The following is a 22,043-nucleotide window of genomic DNA, read 5'->3' as shown; positions in this document are numbered from 1 at the left end:
GGAGAATGCTGATGGCTGGTTCGCTGAATGGACCCAAGTTGTCGGTCCTTGCCGGTGCATGTCTGGCGCTGCTGTCCTTGGGGGCAAGCGAGCGCACGGCCAATCTGAACGATCGGCTGCTCGCCGCGCACAACCGAGTCCGCGCGCAGGTCGGCGTCCCGCCGCTGGAGTGGGACGATCGGCTGGCGGGCGAAGCCGGCCTATGGGGTCGGCACCTCAGCCGGATCGGACGCCTCGTCCATTCGCGCGACTCTTCGCTCAATCCCCAAGGTGAGAATCTGTGGGCCGGCACGCGCGGCTATTATACGCCCGAGATGATGGTCGGCCTGTGGGCGGCCGAGCGCCGTTACTATCGCCCAGGCATCTTCCCGGTGAACAGCCGCACCGGGCGGCTCGACGATGTCGGCCATTACACCCAGTTGATCTGGCGATCGACGAAGCGGGTCGGCTGCGCCCTAACCCGAGGGAAACATGACGAATTCCTCGTCTGCCGCTATCTTGAGGGCGGCAATGTGATCGGCGAGTCACCGGTCTGAAACGACCGCGAGCAACAATAGAGAAATAGTATCTTGCGACTCGGCTGACACGAATGTAAATGCTGCCTATGCAGTGATTGCACAGGCAGTTTATGCGCGACCCCTTCTACAGCAAAGCCGATTTCGTCCCCGAACGCTCGATCGGTTATCTCGTCCACCGGCTGAAAAAGCTGGGGACGGCGCGCGCCGAGGCGATGTTCGCCGATCAGGATATCAACCTGTCCCAGTGGATCGCGATGTTCCACATCCGCCATCGGCTGGCGATCACCGCGGGCGAGATTTCCAAATGTCTCGGCCACAATAGCGGCGCCGTCACGCGCATGCTCGACCAGCTCGACGAACGCGGGCTGATCGTCCGCATCCGCGACAAGGCCGATCGTCGCGTCGTCAATCTTGAGACGACCGAGGCTGGTCAGGAAATGCTCGATCGGCTGACCCCGATCATGATGGATCTTTGGAACGACCATCTTTCGATTTTCACACGAGACGAAGCCGAAACGCTGATATCCCTGCTTCACCGGCTGCTCGGCACCCTCGACGACGAGGACAACAAGGCATGAGAAAGTTCGTTGGTGGCGCGGCCCTGGCCGCCCTGCTGCTCGCCGGCTGCGCGCCGCGCGGGATCAATCCGGCGCTGAAGCCGATCGGCGCGCCCGAAGTCGGGCTGTCGGGCGGCGTGACGGGCGTGCCCGTGGCCGTCGACTGGTGGAAGGCGCTGGGCGATCCCCAGCTCGATCGGATCATGGCCGATGCGCTGTCGGGCAGCCCGACACTGGCCGGTGCGATGGCGCGGATGCGGATTGCGCAGGCGGGGATCGAAACGGCGCGTGCCGGCACCCTGCCCAGCGTGACGGCGAGCGCGCAGGAACAGCGCACCCGCCTGCCTGAAAATTACATCATCCCGCCCCCCTTCGGCGGATCGACCCAGTGGGTCGGCAATGCCGCCGCCAATGTCAGCTGGTCGCTCGACTTCTTCGGCAAGCAGAAGGCCGCGCTCGATGAAGCCAAGGCATCGGCCGATGCCGCCGCGCTTGACGCCGCCGCCGCGCGGCTCGCGCTCAGCGCATCGGTCGCGCAGACCTATGTCGAACTGGCCCGCGCCGAACAGCAGATCAAGGTCGCGGCCGATTTCGTGACCGCGCGCCAGCGTTCGGTGACGCTGATCCAGTCGCGGATCCGCAACCAGCTGGCGAGCAATTTCGAGGCGCGCACGGCGGACACTCTGCTCGCCCAGGCGCGGCAGGCCGAATTGCGCGCACAGGCGCAGCGCGAAACGATGGTCCACGCGCTCGCCGCGCTCGCCGGCCGCGGCGCCGATTATTACGACACGATCGGCACGACCACCCTGGCCTTCGATCGCGCCGTGCCGCTGCCCACCGCTTTGCCCGCCGACCTGCTGGGCCGTCGCCCCGATCTGCTCGCCGGGCAGGCGCGGATCGCGGCCGCCAGCGCAGGGCGTGATGTGGCGAAGAAGGCCTTCTATCCGAACATCAACCTGCTCGGCTCGTTCGGTTTCCAGGCGCTCGGCCTCGGCAACCTCACCGAATGGGGTTCGCGCACCTATGGCGCGGGTCCGTCGCTGAGCCTGCCGATCTTCGAGGGCGGTCGGCTGAAGGCCGACTACAAGCGCGCGACCGGCCAGGTCGACGTCGCGATCGCCGAGTATAACGACTCGGTCGTCCGCGCGGTGCGCGACACCGCCGATGCGATCGCGCTGGTCCGCGCCAATCAGGGCGACGCCGCCGAACAGGCGAACGTGCTCGCCGGCCTGCAGGATGTCGTCCGGCTTGATCGCACCCGCGTCGAAACCGGGCTCGCATCGCAGCTCGATGTCCTCGAATCCGATACCCGCCTGCTCGCCGCACGGCAGGCGCAGATCGATCTCGCCGCCAATGGCGCGATCCGCCGTATTCAGCTCGTCGCCGCGATCGGCGGCGATTTCACTCCCGCTCCCGCGCTTGCAGTCGCGAACCAGACCCCCCCCGAGGCCCAGCCATGACCGACAACAGCTCCAGCCGTCCCGATCCCGTGGATGATGCTTCCGTGCCCGGCGCGACGCCCCCCGCCGCCCCGCCCGTCGATGAAACCGAAGGCAAGTCGAACACACGCAAGCGCGCCTTCCTGATCCTGGGGGTCGTCGTCCTGCTCGGGCTGATCGCCTGGGGCGTCCATGCGATCTTCTTCGCGGGCGACGTGCAGGAAACCGACGACGCTTATGTCGCGGGCGACATCGTCGCGATCACGAGCCGTGAGCCCGCGACCGTGCTGGCGATCCACGCCGACAATACCGAGGGCGTGAAGGCGGGCGATCCGTTGATCGACCTCGATCCCGCGCAGTCCGACGTGTCGCTGGCGCAGGCCGGCGCCGAACTCGCCCGCGCCGTCCGCTCGGTCCGGTCGAACTTCTCGGCGGTCGACGAAGGCAAGGCCGCCGTCGCGCAGGCGCAGGCCGAACTCGCCAAGGCGCGCAACGACCTTGGCCGCCGCCAGCGCGCGGCCGCCGATGGCGCGGTTTCGGGCGAAGAGGTCGCGCATGCCCGCGACGCCGTGACCACCGCGAACGCCGCACTCCAGCTCGCGCAGAGCCGGCTCGCCCAGGCGCGCACCAGCGTGCAGGGCGCCAGTGTCGAGACCAACCCCGCCGTCCTGGCCGCCATCGCGCGCTATCGCACCGCGGCCATTTCGCGCGGGCACATGCACCTGACCGCGCCGGTCGACGGCGTGATCGCGCAGCGCAGCGTCCAGCTGGGCCAGCAGGTCGCGCCGGGCACGCCGCTGATGGCGGTCGTCCCGCTCGACAAGGTGTGGATCGACGCCAACTTCCGCGAGACCCAGCTGCGCAACATCCGCATCGGCCAGCCTGCGACCGTCACCGCCGACGTCTATGGCGACGATGCGGTCTATCACGGCCATGTGATCGGCCTGGGCGCCGGGACCGGCAACGCCTTCGCGCTGCTGCCGCCGCAGAATGCCAGCGGCAACTGGATCAAGATCGTCCAGCGTCTGCCCGTCCGCATCGCGCTCAACCCGAAGGAACTGCGCGAGCATCCGTTACGGATCGGCATGTCGGTGATGGCCGAGGTCGACGTGACCGATCGTTCGGGTCCGCTGCTCGCGCAGCCCGCATCGGGCGGCTTCCAGAGCAAGCAGAGCGATGCACTGGGCGCCGGCGTCGAAGCCGATATCCAGCGCATCATCGCCGCCAACCGCGGTACGGGCCGGTAAGATGGCCGGCCCCGGCCCTGCGGGCGGCGCCGAGATACCCCCGCTTTCGGGCGGGGCCCTCGGCCTCACCGCCTTCGCGCTCGCGCTCGGCACCTTCATGCAGGTGCTCGATTCGACGATCGCCAACGTCTCGCTGCCCACGATCGCGGGCAATCTGGGCGTCAGTTCGGACAATGCGACCTGGGTGATCACCAGCTTTGCGGTGGCGAACGGCGTTGCCGTGCCCCTGACCGGATGGCTGATGGGCCGCTATGGCGTGGTCCGCACCTTCGTCACCTCGGTCGTATTGTTCACGATCGCGTCCTTCCTGTGCGGCATTGCGTGGAACCTCAGTTCGCTGATCGCCTTTCGCGTGCTGCAGGGCGCGGTGTCAGGGCCGATGATTCCGGGCAGCCAGGCGCTGCTTATCTCGATCTTCCCCGCGCACAAAAGATCCACGGCGCTCGGCATATGGTCGATGACCACGCTGGTCGCGCCGATCATGGGGCCGATCCTGGGCGGCTATATCTCCGACAACTACCACTGGAGCTGGATCTTCCTGATCAACCTGCCGGTGGGTCTGTTCTGCGGCGTGGTATCGTGGTTCTCGCTGTCCAGCCGCGAGACGCCGACGCGCAAGCTGCCGATCGACTCGATCGGCCTCGGCCTGCTGGTCGTATGGGTCGGCGCGCTGCAGATGGTGCTCGATCTGGGCAAGAATGACGACTGGTTCAATTCGCCGCGCATCGTGATCATGACGGTGATCTGCATCATCGGCTTCATCGCCTGGCTGATCTGGGAACTGACCGAAAAGCATCCTGCGATCGACCTGAGCCTGTTCAAGGAACGCAACTTCCTGATCGGCACGATCGCCTTGTGCGCGGGCTATTCACTGTTCTTCGGCGCGGCGCTGCTGCTGCCGCTGTGGCTGCAGACGCAGATGGGCTACACCGCCACCTGGGCCGGCCTCGTCGCCGCCCCCAGCGGTGCGGTGGCGGTATTGCTGACGCCGTTCGCGGCCAGGATGTCGACCAAGATCGACGTGCGCCTGCTGGCGACGGTGGCGTTCATCGCCTTCGCCATCTCCTATTTCATGCGCGCGGGCTACACGACCTATGCCGACTTCTACTCGCTGACCTTGCCGATGCTGGTGCAGGGCGTGTCGATGGGCACCTTCTTCCTGGCGATGGTGACGATCGCGCTGGCAAAGGTGCCGCCCGAAAAGCTGCCGGCGGCGACGGGCATATCGAACTTCGCGCGCATCACCGCGGGCAGCTTCGCCGCGTCGCTGATCACCACCTTCTGGGATCGGCGCGAGGCGCTGCACCAGAGCCGGCTGGTCGAAGGGCTCAACCATTATGGCGGCGCCTACCCCTATGCCTCCCATGCCCTCGGCGCGCTGGGGACGAACGATGCCCAGGCGGCGGCGATCGTCACCCGGCAGGTGGTGGGGCAGGCCTATCTGCTCAGCCTGACCGATCTGTTCTGGGCGTGCGGATGGGCGATGCTGGCCGTCACGATCCTCGTCTGGTTCACCAAGCGCCCGCCCGCACCCACCGGGCCGGTGGCGGCGGACTGAGAAAATCGATCCTCCCCCGGAGGGGGAGGGGGACCGCCCGCAGGGTGGTGGAGGGGTAGTCGCCCCAAACGCGAACGCCCGTCGCCGGCCAATACCTCTCCACCGCTTCGCGGTCCCCCTCTCCCTCCGGGAGAGGATCTGAGAATCAAAAAAGGGCGGCCCCGCGAGGCCGCCCTTTCCGTTTCGCGATACGCCCGGCCTTATTCGGCGGCGAGCTTGGTCGGGTCGGGCTTCTTCGCCCGGCTCAGGTAGAACTGGTCGGTGAACTGCCAGTTGCGGCCGAACGGGCCGTCGCCGTCGCAGACGAGCGGGCGGGCCAGGCGGCGATAGCCATCGAGGATCACCTTATCCTCGTCGAACTGCCAGCAGATGTCCTTGATGATCGCGCGGGCGAGGCCGCCCTTCGGGCCTTCGGCTTCCGCCTTGGGCTGGATGAAGCCGTAGAGATACTGGACCTTGTCGCGCTCGATCGGGACGATCGCGGGGATCATGATCGTGTCCGAAATGCCTTCGAAGCGGGTCACGCCCTGCCCCATGCCCATCGCCGACGCGCTGATCTTGCCGTCGATCGTGCCCATCGGCGTGCCAAGCTTTGCGCGGGCGATCGACCAGCGCTTGATGCCGTCATAGCCGAATTCATATTCGGGCACGTTCTGGGTGCGGTGGACGTAGCGGAAGTGCGCGATGTCGACGCCATTGTCCGACACGTTGTCCATCGCGGCGTAGATGTGCCACTTCGCCTTGGTGAAGCCGGTCCAGTCGGGGTGGCCGAATTCCTCGATCCGCCGCATCTCCCACATCGGGGCGACGCCCTCGGGGTGATACCACATGTAGATATAGCCGTTGGCTTCCTCGACCTTGTAGCTCGGCACGCAATTGTCGCGCTTGGCCTGCGGCGGGATGTTGCGGGCGTAGGGGATTTCCTTGACCGCGCCGTTGCCGTCGAGCCGCCAGGCATGAAACGGGCACTGGATCAGGTTGCCGGCGACTTCGCCGCTGCCCAGATGCGCGCCATAATGCGGGCAATATGCGTCGATCAGGCGGGCCGCGCCGTCCTCACCGCGCCACAGGACCATGTCCTTGGCGAAATAGCGGACCGACTTGATCTCGCCGACCGCCAGTTCATCCGACCACATGATGCCGAACCAGCCGAAGGGGAATTCGTCGGGCAGGTTGCGCGCGTCGGGATCGCGGCGCTCGACCGCGGGCTCGAGCCGCCACGCTTCGCGCTCTTCCTTCGAAAGCAGCTTCAGCCGCTCCCAGGTTGCCGATTTCTCGGTGCGGGTATCCTGCGGCGCTTTGCCCTGGTCCATGACGAATCTCCTGAATCGACCTCCGCTGCCCTGGAGGTTTCTATAATGCATTATAGCATATCTGGCGCGGGCGCAATCGGCCGCACGCCTATTTGCTCAAAACGGCGCGCTCAAAATCGCTGCAATGCGTTTTAAGTTACGACTTTTTGGCCAGAACGTCCAGCGCGGCGCTCGTCATCGCCTCGGTCGCGGTGCCGATCACCGCTTCGGCATCGGGCGCCCAGAAGGGGCTGTGGATCGACGGCAGCTTGGTGACGTCGCCCTTGGCCGCATCCCATTTCGCCTTCGGCACGCCACCCACCCAGAACAGAAGCGCCTGCTTCGATTGATCGGCCAGCCAATACTCGGAGAAGTCCTCCCCGCCCATTTGCGGCTTGTCCATCTTCACCCGATCGGCGCCGAACCGCTTCGAAAAGACGTCGTTCATCCGCATCGTCAGGTCATGCGTGTTGAACGTGGCGGGCGTATTCTGGTCGGCGATCGTGACGACGGGCATCAGATCGTCGGGCAGGCCGGCGGCGATCGCCTCCCCCCTCGCGATCCGCGCGATGCCGTCCAACAGATGCTGGCGCACCTCGGGCTTGTAGCTGCGCACGGTGAGCTGGAGATGGGCATCGGCCGGGATGATATTGTGCTTCGTCCCGCCCTGAAAGCTGCCCACGGTCACTACGGCGGATTCGAGCGGGTTGGTCTCCCGCGACACCAGAGTCTGCAGCGTGCCGACGATGCGCGAGGCCAGCACGATCGGATCGTTGGCGAGGTGCGGATAGGCGCCGTGCCCGCCGACACCCTTCACGACGATGTCGACCGAATTGACGTTGGCCATCACATAGCCGTCGACGAGGCCGATCGTCCCCGCTGGCAAGGTCGCCGAATCGTGGAAGGCGATCAGCGCGTCGGGCTTGGGGAAGCGGGTATAGAGGCCGTCCTTCAGCATCGCGCGCGCGCCCGATCCGATCTCCTCGGCGGGCTGGGCGATCATGACGAGCGTGCCCGACCATTGATCCTTCATCGCCGCCATCCGCCGCGCGACCGCGATCCAGGTCGTCATGTGCGTGTCATGGCCGCAGGCGTGCATCACGCCCTTGTTCTGGCTGGCATAAGGCACGCCGGTCGCCTCGGTCACGGGCAGCGCATCCATGTCGGCGCGCAGCAGCAGGACCGGACCGGGGCCGTTCTTGAGCACCGCGACCACGCCCGTCTGGCCGACGCCGCTGGTGACGGTGAAGCCCGCCTTCTTCGCCTCGGCCGCCAAAATCCCGGCGCTGCGCGTTTCCTTGAAGCTCAATTCGGGGTGGACGTGCAGATCCTTGTAGATCGTCATAAGCCCCGGCATGTCCGCCTTCACCGCATCGCCCAGCGGGTCCGCCAGCGCGGGCGTGGCGGCGATCATGGCGGCGCAGGCGAGCAGCGGAGCAATCTTCATCATCATCCCTTCGGGGTCAGTTCCATCACGTCGATCAGCGATTCCCAGCGTGGATAGGGGAAAGCGATGCGCCAGCGCGCCTGCCCGACCCGTTCGACCACGCCGACCATGTCGCGTTCGGTATCGCGGCCGTAGCGCAGCGGGCGCGTCTCATCCCCCAGCATCAGCGATCCCAGGAAGATCATGCGGGTGCCGTCGTCGGGATAGATGGTGCCGACATGCCGCTGCGATCCGTCGAGCTTGGTGAAGCGCAGCACCGCGCCGTCGGCGGCCACCCGGCAGGTGAAGGCTGGATAGGCGGTATAGCTGGGCAGGCCCTTGGTCTGCGCGCCCATCTTGATCACGCGACAGGCATAATCGCCGGGCGGAAGCGCGGGGCCGGGCATCGACAGATCGGGCTTGAGCAACATGCCCTGCGCGGCGATCGGCTTGGCCTGCCCGGCCGCAGCCGCCTTGTCGAGCCCCGCCATCCACGCCTGCCGCCACCGCGCGAGCCGATCGCGATCGGCATCGCTGATGATCTCGCGCCAATCACTCGGCGGCGCCTTGACCGGTTTGCTGACGGGGGGAGCCGCCGCCTGCGGCCGATCCTCGACGCCGTCGCCGCCCCCGCACCCGGCCAGACAGCCGAGCACGGCGGGAATCATCAGCATGCGGGCGGCATTGGTCAGCAGGGCGGCGATCTCCGCGGAGGATTTCGGCGCAAGACTGACGCCCCGCGCTGACAAGCGCAAGAGCCTCCGCCCGTCCCAATCCTGCACCGTCATGCTGAACGCGTTTCAGCATGACCGTGATGAAGGAGACTCAGATCACTGCGCGGTCCAGCCGCCGTCGATCGACATGTTCGCGCCGGTGATCCCCGCCGCATCCTCACGGCACAGGAACACGGCCATCGCCGCACACTGTTCGGGCGTCACGAACTGCTTGGTCGGCTGCCCGGCGAGCAGGACGTCGTTCATCACCTGCTCGCGCGTCATGTTGCGCGCCTTCATCGTGTCGGGGATCTGCTTTTCGACCAGCGGGGTCCACACATAGCCCGGCGAGATGCAGTTGGCGGTGATGCCGAAGGTCGCGGTTTCCAGCGCGACCGTCTTGGTCAGGCCAGCCAGGCCGTGCTTGGCGGTGACATAGGCGCTCTTGAACGGCGACGCCGTGAGCGAGTGGGCGGACGCCGTCTGGATGATCCGCCCCCACTTCTGCGCCTTCATATAAGGAACGGCGAGGCGGGTGGTGTGGAACGCGCTGCTCAGGTTCAGCGCGATGATCAGATCCCATTTCTCGACCGGGAAATCCTCGACCGGGGAAACATGCTGCATGCCCGCATTGTTGATCAGGATATCGACCCCGCCAAAGGCGTCGGCCGCCTCCTTCATCATCGCCTCGATCTGATCGACCTTGGTGAGATCATGGCCGCTGTAGAGCGCCTTGGCGCCACTCGCGGCCTCGAGCGCGACGCGCTCCTTCTCGATCGCGTCGGCATCGCCGAAGCCGTTGATGACGATGTTCGCGCCCTCGGCGGCCAGCGCCTTGGCATAAGCCAGGCCGATGCCCGATGTGGAGCCGGTGATCAGCGCGGTCTTGCCCTTCAGGAACATGGAAACGTCTCTCCTCAACGATGGGTCAGGTCGAACGCGGCGCTCGTGCCGTCATAGATATTCTGGGCGATGACTTCGGATTTGGTCATCGTCTCGGCGATCGCCTGTCGCCCGGCCTCGATATGCTCGTTCATCGTGCGTGCCGAAAATTCGTAATCGCGCGATCCGCCTTCCCACGCATTGGCGCGGTAGATGAGCTGGACGAGGCTGAGGCTGGATTCGCGCGTAAGTTCGCGCAGCTTCACCGCATCGGGATCGTCGCGCAGTTCGGGCGGCAGCTTGTCGAGCAGGCGGGCGACCATCTCATGCTCGCGCCGCTGGCGGACGAGCATGTTGGAAATCTGGCGCGTGCGGCTGGAGAACTGGATCTCCTTCTGCCGCGACATCACGTCCATGATGTTCTTCGGCCGATCATGCGCGGCGGAAAAGAGATCGACCTGGAAGACCAGCAGGTCGCTGTCCTGATTGTCGACGATATAGCTGAGCGGCGTGTTCGAAACGATGCCGCCGTCCCACCACAATTTGCCGTCGATCTCGACCGGGGGCAGCCCCGGCGGCAACGCGCCCGACGCCATGATGTGGCGCTTGTCGATCCGCGTCGTCTTGCTGTCGAAGAAACGGAAATTGCCGCTTTCCACCTCGACCGCGCCGACCGACAGCCGCATCGGCCCGTCGTTGAGCAGATCCCAGTCGACCAGTTCGTCGAGCGTTTCGGCCAGCGGCCCGCTTTCGTAGAAGCTCATCGCGTCGATCGACCCCGACGGCGCGAGGAAGGGCGACAGGAAGCGCGGGCGGAACATGCCCGGCACGCCGAACAAGCCCACCGCTGCCGCCGACATTTCATGCAACATTTCGCGCCCGAAATCGCCAGTCAGCAGCGGGAAGCTGGGCATCAGGCCGGTCGCGCGATCCCAGAATTTGTGGAGCCGCTCCATCCGGCGTTCGCACGGATTGCCTGCGATGATCGCGGCGTTGATCGCCCCGATCGAAATGCCCGCAACCCAATCCACCTCGATCCGCGCGGCATCGAGCGCTTCATAGACGCCCACCTGAAACGATCCCAGCGCGCCGCCGCCCTGCAGGACGAGCGCGACATTATCGGGAAGCGGCAGGCCGGTCGCGGCCCGTTTGCGCGCGATATGGCGCGGTTCTGCGTCTGCCATGCGATCCCGACTCCGTTGTGCGGTGCATCAAAGGCCGATCGCGGACGAAGTTCCAGTGAAATTTACGCATGCGGAACGGCGGAGAATGCACGCCGTCCGGATGGGAACCGGATACGAAAAAGGGCCGACCCGAAGGCCGGCCCTCCTCGCGCGGATACGCAATGGGGAAGCTTAGTAGGTTCCCGAGAAAGCCCGGTTCAGGTTGTGCGGGCCTTCATTGCGCTCCTCATCCTTCCAGGCCTGCTTGGCCTGAGCGGCGGTGCGGTTGATCGTCACCTTGTCGGCGACCGATACGATCCACGACGACGGGATCGAATGGTGGTGGCCGCCGGCATCCTTGTCTGTCTTGGTCAGCAGGATCTTGTCACCACGGACATGATCGACCGTGCCGACATGCTGGCCATCCGAACCGACGACCTCCTGATGCTCCTGCACCTGGTTCAGCGAGCTGCGCTGGCCGGCGCGGCCGGTGCGCCACGAACCGAAATCGTCGTTGAAGCGCGACTGATTTTCGCGGCGATAATCGTCATAGTCGCGATCCAGCTCGGCAAGCTGGCGACGGCGCCAGTTGGCATAGTTCGGATCGCGGCCCCAGCCGTCATGGCTCGCGCCGCCGCCCAGGCCGAAAGTGCTGGTCGCACCCGCGCCGCGGCCGACGCCATAGGTATCGCCCTGATAGCCGAAGCCGACATCATAAGGCGAATAGCCCGCATCATAGCCGGTGAAGCCGGCGCGTGCGCCTTCATAGCTGCCGGGGCCATAACGGCGCTCATATTCGCGCTGCTGGATGCGTTCGTCCCAGCGGCGGCGGCGCTCGGCATCCTCATCGCCGAACCACGAACGAACCTCGTCGCCCGCGCGGTCGAAGAAACCGCGGTCGTCATAATCATAGTCACGAGGCGGACGGCCATAGTCACCGCGCCCGTAATCGCTGCGCTCGCGATAGCCATAGGCATCGCGGCCATAGCGGGGATCCCGATCACGGGGATCGCGATCATAGCGATTGTCGCGGCGGCCGTAGCGTTCGTAACCCATTGCATCCTCCTGCATTTTTCATGGGGGCGACCGGGCGATGGAAAGGGGAGAACCATCGCCCGGTCTATGGATGCAAAACGCATATTCGGGGTCACCGTTCCTGCCCGACAGGCGAAACGAGGGCCGTGGACGACAGGCCGTGCGAGACGGCTGCAAAACCAATTCAGGTTAGTCGATTTGTGTGGTTGCATCGCGAATGCTTGCCCGCTAGGGGGAGCGTCCGGCGTGTGCGGGGCTGTAGCTCAGATGGGAGAGCGCTGCAATCGCACTGCAGAGGTCAGGGGTTCGATTCCCCTCAGCTCCACCAGTCGCACCGCCGGACTATCTTCGAAACGCTAACCCGCCCGATCGGCCTCCTTCGCCAGGAAGCCGTCCCAGTCGCGCGCGCGATCGACCAGCAGGTCGGTGATGCCTTCGTCGGTCGGCAGCATGAAGCGATCGGCGAGGATCGCGTCGACCACCATCTGTCCCACCACATCGGGTTCGAGCAGCGGGAAGCCGGCGTGGGGCCCGCGCGTCTCGATCGGCGGGCCGAAGGTCTTGAGGCCGCGGGCGATGTTGGTCTTGACCGGGCCGGGGCACAGGCAGGTCACGCCCACGCCCTGCGGCTTCAGATAGAGCCACAAAGCCTCCGACATCTGCACCACCGCCGCCTTGCTGGCCGCATAGGGGATGCGATCGAAGGCGTAGGTGTAGAGGCCGCCGAACGAGGCGGTGTTGACGATATGCCCCGATCCTTGCGCGATCAGGTGCGGCACGAACACCAGGTTCGATCGCACGATCGACATCAGATTGGTGTCGATCACGCGGCGCCATTCGTCGAACGGGATATGATCGGGCAGGCCGCGCGTCAGCACGCCCGCATTGTTCATCACGATATCGACCCGGCCGAAGCGATCGATCGCGGCGGCCTTGAGCCGATCGAACGCATCCTCCTGCGTCACGTCGCACGCAATGCCGATCGCTTCGCCCGACAGCCCTGCGGCGGCGCGTTCGGCGCCATCGCCGTCGATATCGGCGACCACCAGCTTCGCGCCGGCCCGCGACAGCGCGCCGGCCGATCCCAACCCGATCCCGCTCGCGCCGCCGGTGACGATCGCGACGCTCCCTTCGATCGCGGTCATGCGATCAGCCCTTCACCACGCAGCGCCTCGATCGCCGTCACGCGCGCGCTGTTGGCGGCGGGGAAGCCGGCATAGCCGCTGGCGTGGTAGATCACCTCCTCCACCTCCGCGACGGTGCAGCCATTGGCGACCGCGAGGGGGATGTGGACGCGCAGTTCGTCATGCGCCCTGAGCGCGATCAGGATGCCGAGCGTGACGAGGCTGCGCGATTTCGCGTCGAGCCCCGGCCGCCCCCACAAAGACTGGAAGACGTTGCTGTTGGCCAGCGCGCCCATTTCGCCCGCGAAACTCGATGCCTGCGCGTCGCCGCGCATCTTCGCGATCACCTTGAGCGATGCGAGCCGTTCGACGATGCCCGTGTCGTTCGCCATTATCCTCTCCTTACAGCTTTGCCGCAGCCTATCAGCCGCCGGCGCGCCACGAAGAGAAAAAAACGAAGAACCGTTAGTTCATGCCTCGATCAACGCGGCGACCGCCTGCCCCACCTCGGTCGTGCTGGCATTACCGCCCAGATCGGGGGTGCGCGGACCGTCGCTCAGCGTCGTTTCGATCGCACGCATCATCGCGTCATGCGCGGCGCGATAATTCGCCCGCCCGTCGCCCAGGAAATCGAGCATCATCGCGCCCGACCAGATCATGCCGATCGGATTGGCAATGTTGCGCCCGCAAATGTCGGGGGCCGATCCGTGGACCGGCTCGAACAATGACGGAAATGTTCGGTCGGGGTTGAGGTTGCCCGATGGCGCGATCCCGATCGTGCCGGTGCAGGCCGGGCCGAGATCGGACAGGATATCCCCGAACAGATTGGACGCGACGACCACGTCGAACCGTTCGGGGCTCAGCACGAAGCGCGCGGCCAATATGTCGACATGATAGCTGTCCTGCCGGATGTCGGGATAGGCCTTCGCCATTTCCGCCACCCGCTCGTCCCAATAGGGCATGCTGATCGCGATGCCGTTCGATTTGGTGGCGGACGTGAGGTGCCGCGCGGGGCGCGACTGCGCCAGATCGAAGGCGAATTTGAGCACGCGATCGACCCCGGTGCGCGTGAAGATCGCCTCCTGCAGCACGAACTCGCGGTCGGTGCCTTCGAACATGCGCCCGCCGACCTGCGAATATTCGCCTTCGGTATTTTCGCGCACGATCATCATGTCGATGTCACCGGGCTTGCGGTTGGCGAGCGGCGCGGGGACGCCCGGCATCAGCCGCACCGGCCGCAGATTGATATATTGATCGAAGCCGCGCCGGAACTGGAGCAGCGATCCCCACAACGAGATATGATCGGGCACCACGTCGGGCCAGCCGACCGCGCCGAAATAGATCGCATCGAAGCCCTTCAGCCGATCGAACCAGTCCTCCGGCATCATCCGGCCATACGCGCTGTAATAGTCGGCGCAGGCCCAGTCGAAATGTTCGAAGTCCAGCGCGATGCCATGCTTCGCTGCGGCCGCGCCGGTCGCGCGCAGCCCTTCGGGCATCACCTCCTTGCCGATTCCGTCGCCTGCGATCACCGCGATCCGGTGGCTGGTCTTCATGGTCGTTCGATCCTCACAGGCAGATGACGGCGTCGCTTTTCTCGCAGAAGGTGTGGACGATCGTGCGATCGACCAGCCATTCGGGATATTCGGGATCGAACCAGCGCTCGACATGCCCCCAATGCGCGGGGTGGAGCATGTAGGCGCCCTTCAGACCCTGCAGATCGTCATATTCCTGCTCCCACACGGTCGTCCACGGACGCCGCCCCTCGGCCTCGGCCGGGGTGGAAAGCTGCCAGCGGCGGATCGTGTCGATATAGTTCGGCATGCTCGCCGTCTGATCGGCGAAGGCGGCAAGCCGTTCGGGATCGGGGCGGACGTTCGCGCAGAACAAGGCGACGCGATACAGGCCGCAATCGCCATCCGCTCCGCCGACGCGGCTCGTTTCGTAGCCCAGCCGCTCCTGATGCGTCGTGACCGCGGGATCGGCGAGCAGCTTTGCGGCGGGCGCCCACGCCTCACCCGCCAGCGCCGCATCGCGCGCACCGACATCGGCGAAGGTCAGCCGCCAGATCGCGTCGCCGCCATTGTGGACGCCGGCCAGGGTCGGCGCGAACAGCTTCGAACGCGCGTCGATCCGCGCGGTAGCCTGCGCGATCACGGCCATCGCCTCGTCGCGTCGACCTTCGGCGAAGGTCGGGATGATCAACTGGCTATACATTGTCGAGCGCCTCCAGCGCGTCGGCCGGCGCCATCGTGTAACGGCGGCGGGAGATCAGAAATTCGGGCGCCTGTTCGGTCCACCAGCGGATCACCGCCTCGTCCCCCCGCGCGCGATGCTTGGCCGCCCACACCGCACCCGCGCTGTCGGTTTCCCAGATCAGCAGCAGCCGGTTCGATGCCTCGTCCAGCCACATCGCCGGCTCGACCATCTCCTTGATCAGCCGCAGCCCGCGCGCCGTGGCGCCCGGCACATAATGTTCGCGATAGGCGGCAAGGAACGCCTGCCCTTGCCCCGGCTTCGTTTCGACCTCGTCGACCATCCAGATCATAGAGCCGCCTCCCGCGCCTTGTTGAGGATCGCCTGTGCGCCGGCATGGATCTTGGGCTGCGCGCGATCGCGCAGGAAAGCGATCCGTTTGTCGATCGAATCCGCGGTCATGCCCGGCTGGGTATCAGCCCAGAACTGGTTGGCCGCGATCTTGTCGACGATCACGGCGCAACCTTCGTCCAGATCCATGCCGTGCGCCATCGCCATGTCGTACATCACCTGGCGATGATGCTGGCCGTCGACCGGATCGTCGCTGCCGGCGGTCGCTTCGAAGATGCTGGTCTTGACCATGCCGGGAATGACCGAGGCGACGTGGATCGGCGCGCCGACCTGCTCCAGTTCGATATAGAGGCATTCGCTGAACGACTGCACCGCATGCTTGCTCATGATGTAAGGCGCCTGCTGCGGCATCGATCCGAAGGCGCCGATCGACGCGAGGTTGGCGATCCACGCCTCTTCCCCATGCTTCAGCATTGCCGGGATGAAGGCGCGGCAACCGTGGACGACGCCGTGGATGTTGATGTCGAGCGTCTTTTCCCAGCGTTCGGCCGAGATTTCCCAGCAATAGCCCATCGTCTCGACCCCGGCATTGTTGACGAGGACGCGGACGCTGCCGTGGCGGGCGATCACGGTTTCGGCCAGCCGATCGAGTTCGGCGGGCTGCGACACGTCCACGCGGATCGCCTCCGCACTGCCGCCCCCGCCCGCGATGTCCGCGACGACGGCCTGCGCGCGCATTTCATCGATGTCGGTGACGACGACATGCATGCCCAGCGTCGCCAGACGCCGCGAAATGCCCATGCCGATGCCCGCGCCCGCGCCGGTGACGACGGCGGTTCCGGACGAGAATTTATGCGTCATCTTTCAAATCCCTGCGGCGATGATGTGCGGGTGCGACCAGGCGGGTGGCTCGGCCGGGGGCAGTTCGGTGCGGCCGTCCAGACTCATCACCTGCAGCTTGTGATGCGCGGGCCAGTGCATCGAGAAAGCGACGTTGCCGGTGCGTTCAGCGGCGGGCAGATGGCACATCGCCAGCACGGTCGCGGCGATATAGGCGACATCTTCGGTCGGGTACTCCTTGGGGATCAGATCGTCGGCGCCCGGCGTGCGGATCGCGGTCGACGGGCCGACCGCGTTCACCGCGATATTGTCGTTCAGCATCTCGGCCGCCAGCCCCTGGCTGAAGCGGTGGAGCGACGCCTTGATCGACGCATAGAGCGTGTCGCCGCCGCGCATATGATGCGGGGCAAAGGGCTGCAGCGCCGACATCGCCGTCACCGATCCGATATTGACGATCCAGCCTTCGCCGCGCGCCTTCATCCCCGGAATCGCATCGCGGGCAAGCTCGAACGGTGCGCGCAGATAATGGGTGATCGTGCGTTCGAACGTCTCGTCCGACATCGCCTCGATCCGCGCATAATCGGCGAAGCCCGCATTGTTGATCAGGATGTCGAGCCGCCCGCCGCCCGCCTCGGTCGCCCGCGCGATCAGGCTGGCGCGCTCGGCCGGATTTTCCAGATCGGCCGCCAGCACGATCGCACGGCCGCCCGCCTCCTCGATCAGCGCGCGCGTCTCCTCCAGCGTGCCGGAAATCAGGCGATCGGCGCCCTTACGCTTGCCGGGAACTGCCGTTCCGGCCGAACGCGCAGTAATGATCACCGTCGCGCCTGCCGCCGCCAGACGTTGCGCGATCGCGCGCCCGATACCCCGGCTCGCCCCCGTCACGAGCGCGACGCGCCCCGTCAAATCCGGCTGACCCTGCGCCATGTTTCGTCTTGCTCCTTCACCGATCGAAGCAGACCATACAAAGCGTATGGAATGAGGGTCACGACCAGCGCGCCCTTTTCCGAACTTGCGGATCAGGCGGGTTTGTCGGCGCGCAGGAAGGCGCGGAAATCCGCGGCGGTGGCATCGACATAAGCGCGCTTCTCGCCGGGCGAGAGCGCATCGTCCTGCGCGACTTCGGATGCGGTGAAGGTCAGGCGGTGGAACATCAGCCGCGCGCGCACCCGGCGCTCGAGTGCGGCCCCGTCCCCCTTCGTATCGGTGAAGCCTGCAATGCCGGCCGCGCTCAACCGATCGATGAAAGCGTCGCGATCCTTGTGCAGCGTCGCGCGAAAGCTCGGCTCGAACAATTGCAGCTGCGCCAACAGCGACGTGACGTAGCGATGGCGGACATAGAGCGCGACATAGTTTTCCAGCCAGCCGCGCACCGCGCCCTCATCGGCCGGATCGATATCGGCGATCGCATCGAACTGCGCCCGCACCTCAGGCCGCATCTCGTCATAGATGGCGAAGGCGAGCGCGGTCTTGGAATCAAAATGCTGGTAGAAGGTGGCGCGGCTGACCGACGCCGCCTCCAATATGTCCTCCACGGTCGCGCGCAGATAGGGCGTGCCCGAAAACAAGGTTCGCGCCCCGGCGATGATCGCGGCGCGGGTGCGCTGTCGCTGCGCTTCCAGAAAGGCGGCCCGTCCCCCGCTACGCGCCGGAGGGCTGATATCCGGGGAACTGGCGTCCGGGGCGGCTCGATCCACTCTGCACTCCTGCTACCTCGCCCGGCGCGGTACCATGCGCTTCATGGCGCGTCGACGGCTACAGGATCTCGCGCCCTTCGCCGAAGATGATCGACGCTTCGCGGCTGTCGGTCGGCCCCCTGAACCCGCGCCAGCCCAGCGCATCGCGCGCCTCGGCCGGGGTTAGGTGCAGGATGTCCTCATATTTCGCGGTGAACAGCATGTCGGATTGCTGGCCGATCTCGTACCCGTAGGAGAGGTTGCGATAGAGGGTCGGCCACGCCGCCGGATAATGCAGCATCGTGCGCATCATCCACGGGAACATGATCAGCGTATTGATCGTCTGAAACTCGCCCGCCAGCTCCGGCCCGACATGGCGGAAGACGTTGCCCGTGGTGACGCCGGTGATGAAATATTCGGCGACCACGCCGAAGCCGACTTCACCGAGAATATGGTAGAAATCGTGGGTCTGGCCCATGCGGATGTCATAATAATCGATGTCGCGCTCGGGCTTCCAGTTCGGATCGGCGAGCTTGCGCGAGTTGAGCTCGGGCGAGAGATCATGGTCGACCATATAGTCATAGAGCGCGCGGCCGATCGATCCGGCCTTATAGTCGCGCAGATCCTCGCGCCCGTAGGACGAGATGAAGCCTTCGCCGAACCAGGCATCGAGCGCAGGGTTGCGCGCGCGCTCCTCGCGGATCAGCCGGTCGATCCGGTCATAATCGCGCACCTCGGTGATCGCCTTGACCAGGGTCGGCGCGCCGAACAGCAAAGGATAGTCATGCCCATTGCGGCGCAGGGATTCGGTCGACACCCAATCCTTGATCCGCGCATCGTTGAGCCAGCGCGACGAGCTGATCGGCACGCTGCTGTCGGTCTGCAGCATGCGGCGGCCGTTGAGGTAGAAAAGCGGGCTGCCCGAGGTCACGTCGCCAGCCGGTTCGCCGGCGGTATCGGGCTTGGCGTCGAAGGCGAGATTGTCGGTCATGCTGCAGCTCCCAATGCGACAGGGCATTCGATGCTTTGATCGCGGTCGACCGCGTCCAGCAGGCGCTGGATCGCGGCCGCACGTGCGAAATCGGGCTCAACGGGACCGTCTTGCACGATCGCGTCGCGCAGCCGGCCGTAGAGCGTGCCGATCGACACCAAAGCGAAGCGCGAGGCCGGGGTCGTCGGGTAAGCAGGGTAGCGATCGGGCGTGGGCGGGATCGCGGCGCAATCATAGGCGGCGGGCACGGTCAGCGGCTTCCATTCGCCACCGCCGCTGCGCCCCGACATGGACAGCACCTCCATTGCGGGCATCGCGGGGTCGGCGGTGGTGAGCATCAGGCTGCCCCCCGTCCCTTCGATCCGCCAGGTCGATCCCATCGCGGCGACCGAGGTGCCCGCCAGATCGAAGTTGAACAAGGCGCCCGATCCCAGTTCGCCCTGCACCACATAATGATCCGGCGCATCGCGCGCGACGGGCGCGCCCTGCTGGTCGACCGGGGGCAGATGGATCGCGCTGCGCGCACCGAAGGAACGGATCCCGCCGAAATGATGGTCGATCGCGTCGAGCAGATGCCCGCCATAGATCGACAGCAGGGTCGTTCCGCCCGCCCGCGTCGCCATCGCGGCGGTGGTCGGCCCATAAACCCGCGCGCACAAATTGATCGAATAAGGCCGGCCGATGAAGCCATCCCTGATCAGATCGGCGGCGTAGCGCAGTTCGGGCGATCCGCGCAGATGCAGCCCGATCATCGCCTTGCACCCGCGATCGGCCGCGAGCGCCGCCAGTTCTTCCGCCTGTTCGATCGTGAAGGCGAGCGGCCATTCGCAATAGACATGCTTGCCGTTCAACAGCGCATCGCGCGCGATCGCATAATGATGCGGCGCGCGGACACAGATCGCGACGATATCGATCTCGGGATGCGCGGCCAGCGCCGCCGCATCGGTAAACGCCAGCGCCGCTCCGAATTCACGCGCCGCCCGCTCCGCCGTTTCGGCCTTGGTCGTGCATACGCCGTGCAAGGTCACGCCCGGCAGCATCGTCACGATGCGCCGATGGACGCCCGATCCCCAGCCATAATCCGGGTTGGCGCCCACGATTCCGACTCTCAGCGGTGTTTCCGCCATCGCTCTCTCCCAACTTCACACACCATACATCGCGTATGGTGTGGAGTCGAGAACGTGGTCTACCGACTTCCGCGACCGCGGAATCGCGCCTTCGTCAAACGCACGAACCCGCGCGCTGCCGATCGACATCGGCAGCGTGCGGGTTCGGATTGTTCAGAGGTCGAAGGGCCGGCCGGCCCCGCGATCAGCGCGTCGCGTTGTAGGCGAGCTGTTCTTCGCTCAGCTGGAAGCCGACGAGCATTTCGAAGTTCGCCTTGAGCACTGCGTCGCGGATCGTGGGATCGGTCAGCGGATCGAGCGCGGCGTCGGCATCGCCCACCTTGCGCTTGCGGGTGATGCGCTGGAGCACTTCGGGCGGCAGCGTGGCGAGCGCGCGCGAGACCGAACCGGTGACGCTGGCATGGCCGGTGCCGCGCGTGGCGCCGTCGGCGAAGGTGACGACGACCTGGCCGGTCTGCTTCGATTGAATGTCGTTGCCCGCGCGGATCAGCGTCGCGAACCAGGGCAACGTCACCTGGCGCGCCGGGCCGGGCGCGGCGCGCGTCGCCAGCACGTCGAAGTTGGCGGTGACGCCGATCGGATCGCTCTCGCCGGTGCAGCTGGTCTGCAGATTGGCGATCGATGCCGACACGTCGATCGCGCCGACGGTGCGCTGCGCGGGCGAGGTGAAGGTGGTGATGTCGCCCGTATAGGTCGCGATCGCGACTGCGGGGCAGGCCGAACGCGCGATCTTCACGCCGCCGGTCTCGTCGAAATCCATGCCGGACTTACAGCCGGCCAGAAACACCATAGGCGCAATGGCGGCGAGGAGGATCGCTTGGGTCTTAAGCTTCAGCACGCAGAAGGCATCCTTGAATCGAACTTGCCGGATGCCAGGATCCGGTGGGCTTCGCCGCGATCATAGGAAGCGGCTTCCGCGCAGGCAAGCAATCGCGTAAGCGGCCGGGCATGGACGCTGCCGCCACCCCGCCCAAATCGCCCCTTACGCTCCTGATCGCCGCCCCGCGCGGCTTTTGCGCCGGGGTCGACCGCGCGATCCGCATCGTCGAGCTCGCGATCGAGAAATATGGCGCGCCGGTCTATGTGCGGCACGAAATCGTCCACAACAAATATGTCGTCGACGATCTGAAGGCGAAGGGCGCGATCTTCGTCGAGGAACTGGACGAGGTGCCCGATGGCGTGCCCGTCGTCTTTTCGGCGCATGGCGTGCCCAAGGTGGTGCCTGCGAAGGCCGAGGAGCGCGGGCTCAACTATCTCGACGCCACCTGCCCGCTGGTCTCCAAGGTGCATCGCCAGGCCGAACGGCTGGTGGCGAACGGCCATCACATCCTGTTCATCGGCCATCGCGGCCACCCCGAGGTGATCGGTACCTTCGGTCAGGTGCCCGACGGCGTGATGACGCTGGTCGAAACCGTCGCCGATGCCGAAGCGATTTCGCCGCCCGAGGGCAAGGCGCTCGCCTTCCTGAGCCAGACGACGCTTTCGGTCGACGACACCGCCGAGATTATCGCCGCGCTCCAGCGCCGCTTCCCCGAAATCGCCCAGCCGCGCAGCGAGGACATCTGCTACGCGACGTCGAACCGGCAGGCCGCCGTCAAGGCGATCACCGAGCGGTGCGACGCGATGCTTGTGATCGGCGCGCCCAACAGCTCGAACTCGCTGCGCCTCGTCGAAGTCGCCGAGCGGCGCGGCACCCGCGCCGTCCTGATCCAGCGCGCCGACGAGATCGATTTCGCGTGGCTGGAGGGGGTTACGACGCTGGGCATCACCGCCGGCGCCTCCGCCCCCGAATTGCTGGTGCGCGAAGTGGTCGACCGGCTCGCCACCCGTTTCGCGATTACCGAGCATGAGGTCGAAAGCGCGACCGAGGACATGCTGTTCAAGCTGCCCCGCAGCCTGGTCGCCTGA

General features: G+C 65.9%; 23 protein-coding genes and 1 tRNA gene. 7 read left to right on the top strand and 17 right to left on the bottom strand.

The features are described from left to right. Positions 1-11: 11 nt before the first annotated feature. The 5 genes from EOD43_RS16070 (at position 12) to EOD43_RS16050 (ending at position 5,319) form a co-directional block, all read left to right on the top strand. Complete coding sequence (locus EOD43_RS16070) at positions 12-536, top strand: CAP domain-containing protein (protein WP_127745052.1); 525 nt, start codon at positions 12-14, stop codon at positions 534-536. Between the two features lie 92 nt (positions 537-628). Then, positions 629-1,096, top strand: a complete 468-nt coding sequence (locus tag EOD43_RS16065; RefSeq protein ID WP_127745051.1) for a MarR family winged helix-turn-helix transcriptional regulator — start codon at positions 629-631, stop codon at positions 1,094-1,096. Then, positions 1,093-2,535, top strand: a complete 1,443-nt coding sequence (locus EOD43_RS16060; protein WP_127745050.1) for an efflux transporter outer membrane subunit — start codon at positions 1,093-1,095, stop codon at positions 2,533-2,535. The genes EOD43_RS16065 and EOD43_RS16060 overlap by 4 nt, the downstream gene beginning before the upstream one ends. After that, the gene (locus EOD43_RS16055; RefSeq protein ID WP_127745049.1) at positions 2,532-3,761 is read left to right on the top strand and encodes an HlyD/EmrA/EmrK family protein; all 1,230 of its coding nucleotides are present in this window, start codon (positions 2,532-2,534) and stop codon (positions 3,759-3,761) included. Before EOD43_RS16060 ends, EOD43_RS16055 begins: the two co-directional genes overlap by 4 nt. Before the next feature lies 1 nt (position 3,762). After that, positions 3,763-5,319 (top strand): DHA2 family efflux MFS transporter permease subunit, encoded by a 1,557-nt coding sequence (locus EOD43_RS16050; RefSeq protein ID WP_127745048.1) that lies wholly within the window; start codon positions 3,763-3,765, stop codon positions 5,317-5,319. Positions 5,320-5,519: 200 nt separating this feature from the next. Here the strand turns inward: EOD43_RS16050 and EOD43_RS16045 are convergent, their stop codons facing one another. From EOD43_RS16045 to EOD43_RS16020, 6 genes are all read right to left on the bottom strand, one after another. Then, positions 5,520-6,632, bottom strand: coding sequence for a Rieske 2Fe-2S domain-containing protein (locus EOD43_RS16045; RefSeq protein ID WP_127745047.1), 1,113 nt, complete (start codon positions 6,630-6,632; stop codon positions 5,520-5,522). Between the two features lie 136 nt (positions 6,633-6,768). Beyond that, positions 6,769-8,061, bottom strand: a complete 1,293-nt coding sequence (locus tag EOD43_RS16040) for a M20 metallopeptidase family protein (protein WP_127745349.1) — start codon at positions 8,059-8,061, stop codon at positions 6,769-6,771. Beyond that, positions 8,061-8,786 carry a DUF4893 domain-containing protein gene (locus EOD43_RS16035; RefSeq protein WP_240653265.1) on the bottom strand — a complete coding sequence of 242 codons (726 nt, stop codon included), beginning with the start codon at positions 8,784-8,786 and terminating at the stop codon, positions 8,061-8,063. Before EOD43_RS16035 ends, EOD43_RS16040 begins: the two co-directional genes overlap by 1 nt. Before the next feature lie 81 nt (positions 8,787-8,867). After that, positions 8,868-9,653 (bottom strand): 3-hydroxybutyrate dehydrogenase, encoded by a 786-nt coding sequence (locus tag EOD43_RS16030; protein WP_127745046.1) that lies wholly within the window; start codon positions 9,651-9,653, stop codon positions 8,868-8,870. A 14-nt stretch (positions 9,654-9,667) separates the two neighbouring features. After that, positions 9,668-10,816, bottom strand: a complete 1,149-nt coding sequence (locus EOD43_RS16025; protein WP_127745045.1) for a patatin-like phospholipase family protein — start codon at positions 10,814-10,816, stop codon at positions 9,668-9,670. Between the two features lie 171 nt (positions 10,817-10,987). Further along, positions 10,988-11,851, bottom strand: a complete 864-nt coding sequence (locus EOD43_RS16020) for a DUF2171 domain-containing protein (RefSeq protein WP_127745044.1) — start codon at positions 11,849-11,851, stop codon at positions 10,988-10,990. A 231-nt stretch (positions 11,852-12,082) separates the two neighbouring features. Here EOD43_RS16020 and EOD43_RS16015 point away from each other — a divergent pair. Continuing rightward, positions 12,083-12,158, top strand: a tRNA-Ala gene (locus EOD43_RS16015). A gap of 28 nt (positions 12,159-12,186) precedes the next feature. Here the strand turns inward: EOD43_RS16015 and EOD43_RS16010 are convergent. The 11 genes from EOD43_RS16010 to EOD43_RS15960 form a co-directional block, all read right to left on the bottom strand. Beyond that, positions 12,187-12,975, bottom strand: coding sequence for an SDR family oxidoreductase (locus EOD43_RS16010; RefSeq protein ID WP_127745043.1), 789 nt, complete (start codon positions 12,973-12,975; stop codon positions 12,187-12,189). After that, the gene (locus EOD43_RS16005; protein ID WP_127745042.1) at positions 12,972-13,346 is read right to left on the bottom strand and encodes a carboxymuconolactone decarboxylase family protein; all 375 of its coding nucleotides are present in this window, start codon (positions 13,344-13,346) and stop codon (positions 12,972-12,974) included. The genes EOD43_RS16010 and EOD43_RS16005 overlap by 4 nt, the downstream gene beginning before the upstream one ends. A 78-nt stretch (positions 13,347-13,424) precedes the next feature. Beyond that, positions 13,425-14,510, bottom strand: coding sequence for a tartrate dehydrogenase (locus EOD43_RS16000; protein ID WP_127745041.1), 1,086 nt, complete (start codon positions 14,508-14,510; stop codon positions 13,425-13,427). 13 nt (positions 14,511-14,523) lie between these two features. Next, positions 14,524-15,171 (bottom strand): Dabb family protein, encoded by a 648-nt coding sequence (locus tag EOD43_RS15995; protein WP_127745040.1) that lies wholly within the window; start codon positions 15,169-15,171, stop codon positions 14,524-14,526. Then, entirely contained in the window at positions 15,164-15,502 is a 339-nt protein-coding gene (locus tag EOD43_RS15990) for a hypothetical protein (protein WP_127745039.1), read from the bottom strand. Before EOD43_RS15990 ends, EOD43_RS15995 begins: the two co-directional genes overlap by 8 nt. Then, positions 15,499-16,362 carry an SDR family NAD(P)-dependent oxidoreductase gene (locus EOD43_RS15985; protein WP_127745038.1) on the bottom strand — a complete coding sequence of 288 codons (864 nt, stop codon included), beginning with the start codon at positions 16,360-16,362 and terminating at the stop codon, positions 15,499-15,501. Before EOD43_RS15985 ends, EOD43_RS15990 begins: the two co-directional genes overlap by 4 nt. Before the next feature lie 3 nt (positions 16,363-16,365). Further along, on the bottom strand, positions 16,366-17,268 hold the full coding sequence (locus EOD43_RS15980; protein WP_127745037.1) for an SDR family NAD(P)-dependent oxidoreductase: 903 nt from the start codon (positions 17,266-17,268) through the stop codon (positions 16,366-16,368). Positions 17,269-17,360: 92 nt separating this feature from the next. Then, positions 17,361-18,038: a TetR/AcrR family transcriptional regulator gene (locus tag EOD43_RS15975; protein WP_240653264.1), complete on the bottom strand. Its 678-nt coding sequence runs from the start codon at positions 18,036-18,038 to the stop codon at positions 17,361-17,363. 58 nt (positions 18,039-18,096) lie between these two features. After that, complete coding sequence (locus tag EOD43_RS15970; protein ID WP_127745036.1) at positions 18,097-19,008, bottom strand: hypothetical protein; 912 nt, start codon at positions 19,006-19,008, stop codon at positions 18,097-18,099. Further along, complete coding sequence (locus tag EOD43_RS15965) at positions 19,005-20,135, bottom strand: Gfo/Idh/MocA family protein (RefSeq protein WP_127745035.1); 1,131 nt, start codon at positions 20,133-20,135, stop codon at positions 19,005-19,007. The genes EOD43_RS15970 and EOD43_RS15965 overlap by 4 nt, the downstream gene beginning before the upstream one ends. Before the next feature lie 184 nt (positions 20,136-20,319). After that, a complete protein-coding gene (locus EOD43_RS15960) occupies positions 20,320-20,973 on the bottom strand; it encodes a hypothetical protein (RefSeq protein WP_127745034.1) in 654 nt (217 codons plus the stop codon). A gap of 110 nt (positions 20,974-21,083) precedes the next feature. On the opposite strand from EOD43_RS15960, the gene ispH reads away from it, so the two are divergent. After that, positions 21,084-22,043: a 4-hydroxy-3-methylbut-2-enyl diphosphate reductase gene (gene ispH / locus EOD43_RS15955; protein ID WP_127745033.1), complete on the top strand. Its 960-nt coding sequence runs from the start codon at positions 21,084-21,086 to the stop codon at positions 22,041-22,043.

It is taken from the genome of Sphingomonas crocodyli, from assembly GCF_004005865.1.
Lineage (GTDB): Bacteria > Pseudomonadota > Alphaproteobacteria > Sphingomonadales > Sphingomonadaceae > Rhizorhabdus > Rhizorhabdus crocodyli.
The sequence above is the reverse complement of the archived record's forward strand: the minus strand, read 5'-3'. Positions and strand labels throughout refer to the sequence as shown.

What these genes read in the sequence shown, in the direction of transcription:
- EOD43_RS16000 (WP_127745041.1), bottom strand. Translation starts at nt 14,510, where the DNA reads ATGAAGACCAGCCACCGGATCGCGGTGATCGCAGGCGACGGAATCGGC.
- EOD43_RS15995 (WP_127745040.1), bottom strand. Translation starts at nt 15,171, where the DNA reads ATGTATAGCCAGTTGATCATCCCGACCTTCGCCGAAGGTCGACGCGAC.
- EOD43_RS15970 (WP_127745036.1), bottom strand. Translation starts at nt 19,008, where the DNA reads ATGACCGACAATCTCGCCTTCGACGCCAAGCCCGATACCGCCGGCGAA.
- EOD43_RS16050 (WP_127745048.1), top strand. Translation starts at nt 3,763, where the DNA reads ATGGCCGGCCCCGGCCCTGCGGGCGGCGCCGAGATACCCCCGCTTTCG.
- EOD43_RS16005 (WP_127745042.1), bottom strand. Translation starts at nt 13,346, where the DNA reads ATGGCGAACGACACGGGCATCGTCGAACGGCTCGCATCGCTCAAGGTG.
- EOD43_RS15965 (WP_127745035.1), bottom strand. Translation starts at nt 20,135, where the DNA reads ATGGCGGAAACACCGCTGAGAGTCGGAATCGTGGGCGCCAACCCGGAT.
- EOD43_RS16065 (WP_127745051.1), top strand. Translation starts at nt 629, where the DNA reads ATGCGCGACCCCTTCTACAGCAAAGCCGATTTCGTCCCCGAACGCTCG.
- EOD43_RS16040 (WP_127745349.1), bottom strand. Translation starts at nt 8,061, where the DNA reads ATGATGAAGATTGCTCCGCTGCTCGCCTGCGCCGCCATGATCGCCGCC.
- EOD43_RS15980 (WP_127745037.1), bottom strand. Translation starts at nt 17,268, where the DNA reads ATGGCGCAGGGTCAGCCGGATTTGACGGGGCGCGTCGCGCTCGTGACG.
- EOD43_RS16025 (WP_127745045.1), bottom strand. Translation starts at nt 10,816, where the DNA reads ATGGCAGACGCAGAACCGCGCCATATCGCGCGCAAACGGGCCGCGACC.
- EOD43_RS16070 (WP_127745052.1), top strand. Translation starts at nt 12, where the DNA reads ATGGCTGGTTCGCTGAATGGACCCAAGTTGTCGGTCCTTGCCGGTGCA.
- EOD43_RS16020 (WP_127745044.1), bottom strand. Translation starts at nt 11,851, where the DNA reads ATGGGTTACGAACGCTACGGCCGCCGCGACAATCGCTATGATCGCGAT.
- EOD43_RS16010 (WP_127745043.1), bottom strand. Translation starts at nt 12,975, where the DNA reads ATGACCGCGATCGAAGGGAGCGTCGCGATCGTCACCGGCGGCGCGAGC.
- EOD43_RS16045 (WP_127745047.1), bottom strand. Translation starts at nt 6,632, where the DNA reads ATGGACCAGGGCAAAGCGCCGCAGGATACCCGCACCGAGAAATCGGCA.
- ispH (WP_127745033.1), top strand. Translation starts at nt 21,084, where the DNA reads ATGGACGCTGCCGCCACCCCGCCCAAATCGCCCCTTACGCTCCTGATC.
- EOD43_RS15985 (WP_127745038.1), bottom strand. Translation starts at nt 16,362, where the DNA reads ATGACGCATAAATTCTCGTCCGGAACCGCCGTCGTCACCGGCGCGGGC.
- EOD43_RS16060 (WP_127745050.1), top strand. Translation starts at nt 1,093, where the DNA reads ATGAGAAAGTTCGTTGGTGGCGCGGCCCTGGCCGCCCTGCTGCTCGCC.
- EOD43_RS15990 (WP_127745039.1), bottom strand. Translation starts at nt 15,502, where the DNA reads ATGATCTGGATGGTCGACGAGGTCGAAACGAAGCCGGGGCAAGGGCAG.
- EOD43_RS16055 (WP_127745049.1), top strand. Translation starts at nt 2,532, where the DNA reads ATGACCGACAACAGCTCCAGCCGTCCCGATCCCGTGGATGATGCTTCC.
- EOD43_RS16030 (WP_127745046.1), bottom strand. Translation starts at nt 9,653, where the DNA reads ATGTTCCTGAAGGGCAAGACCGCGCTGATCACCGGCTCCACATCGGGC.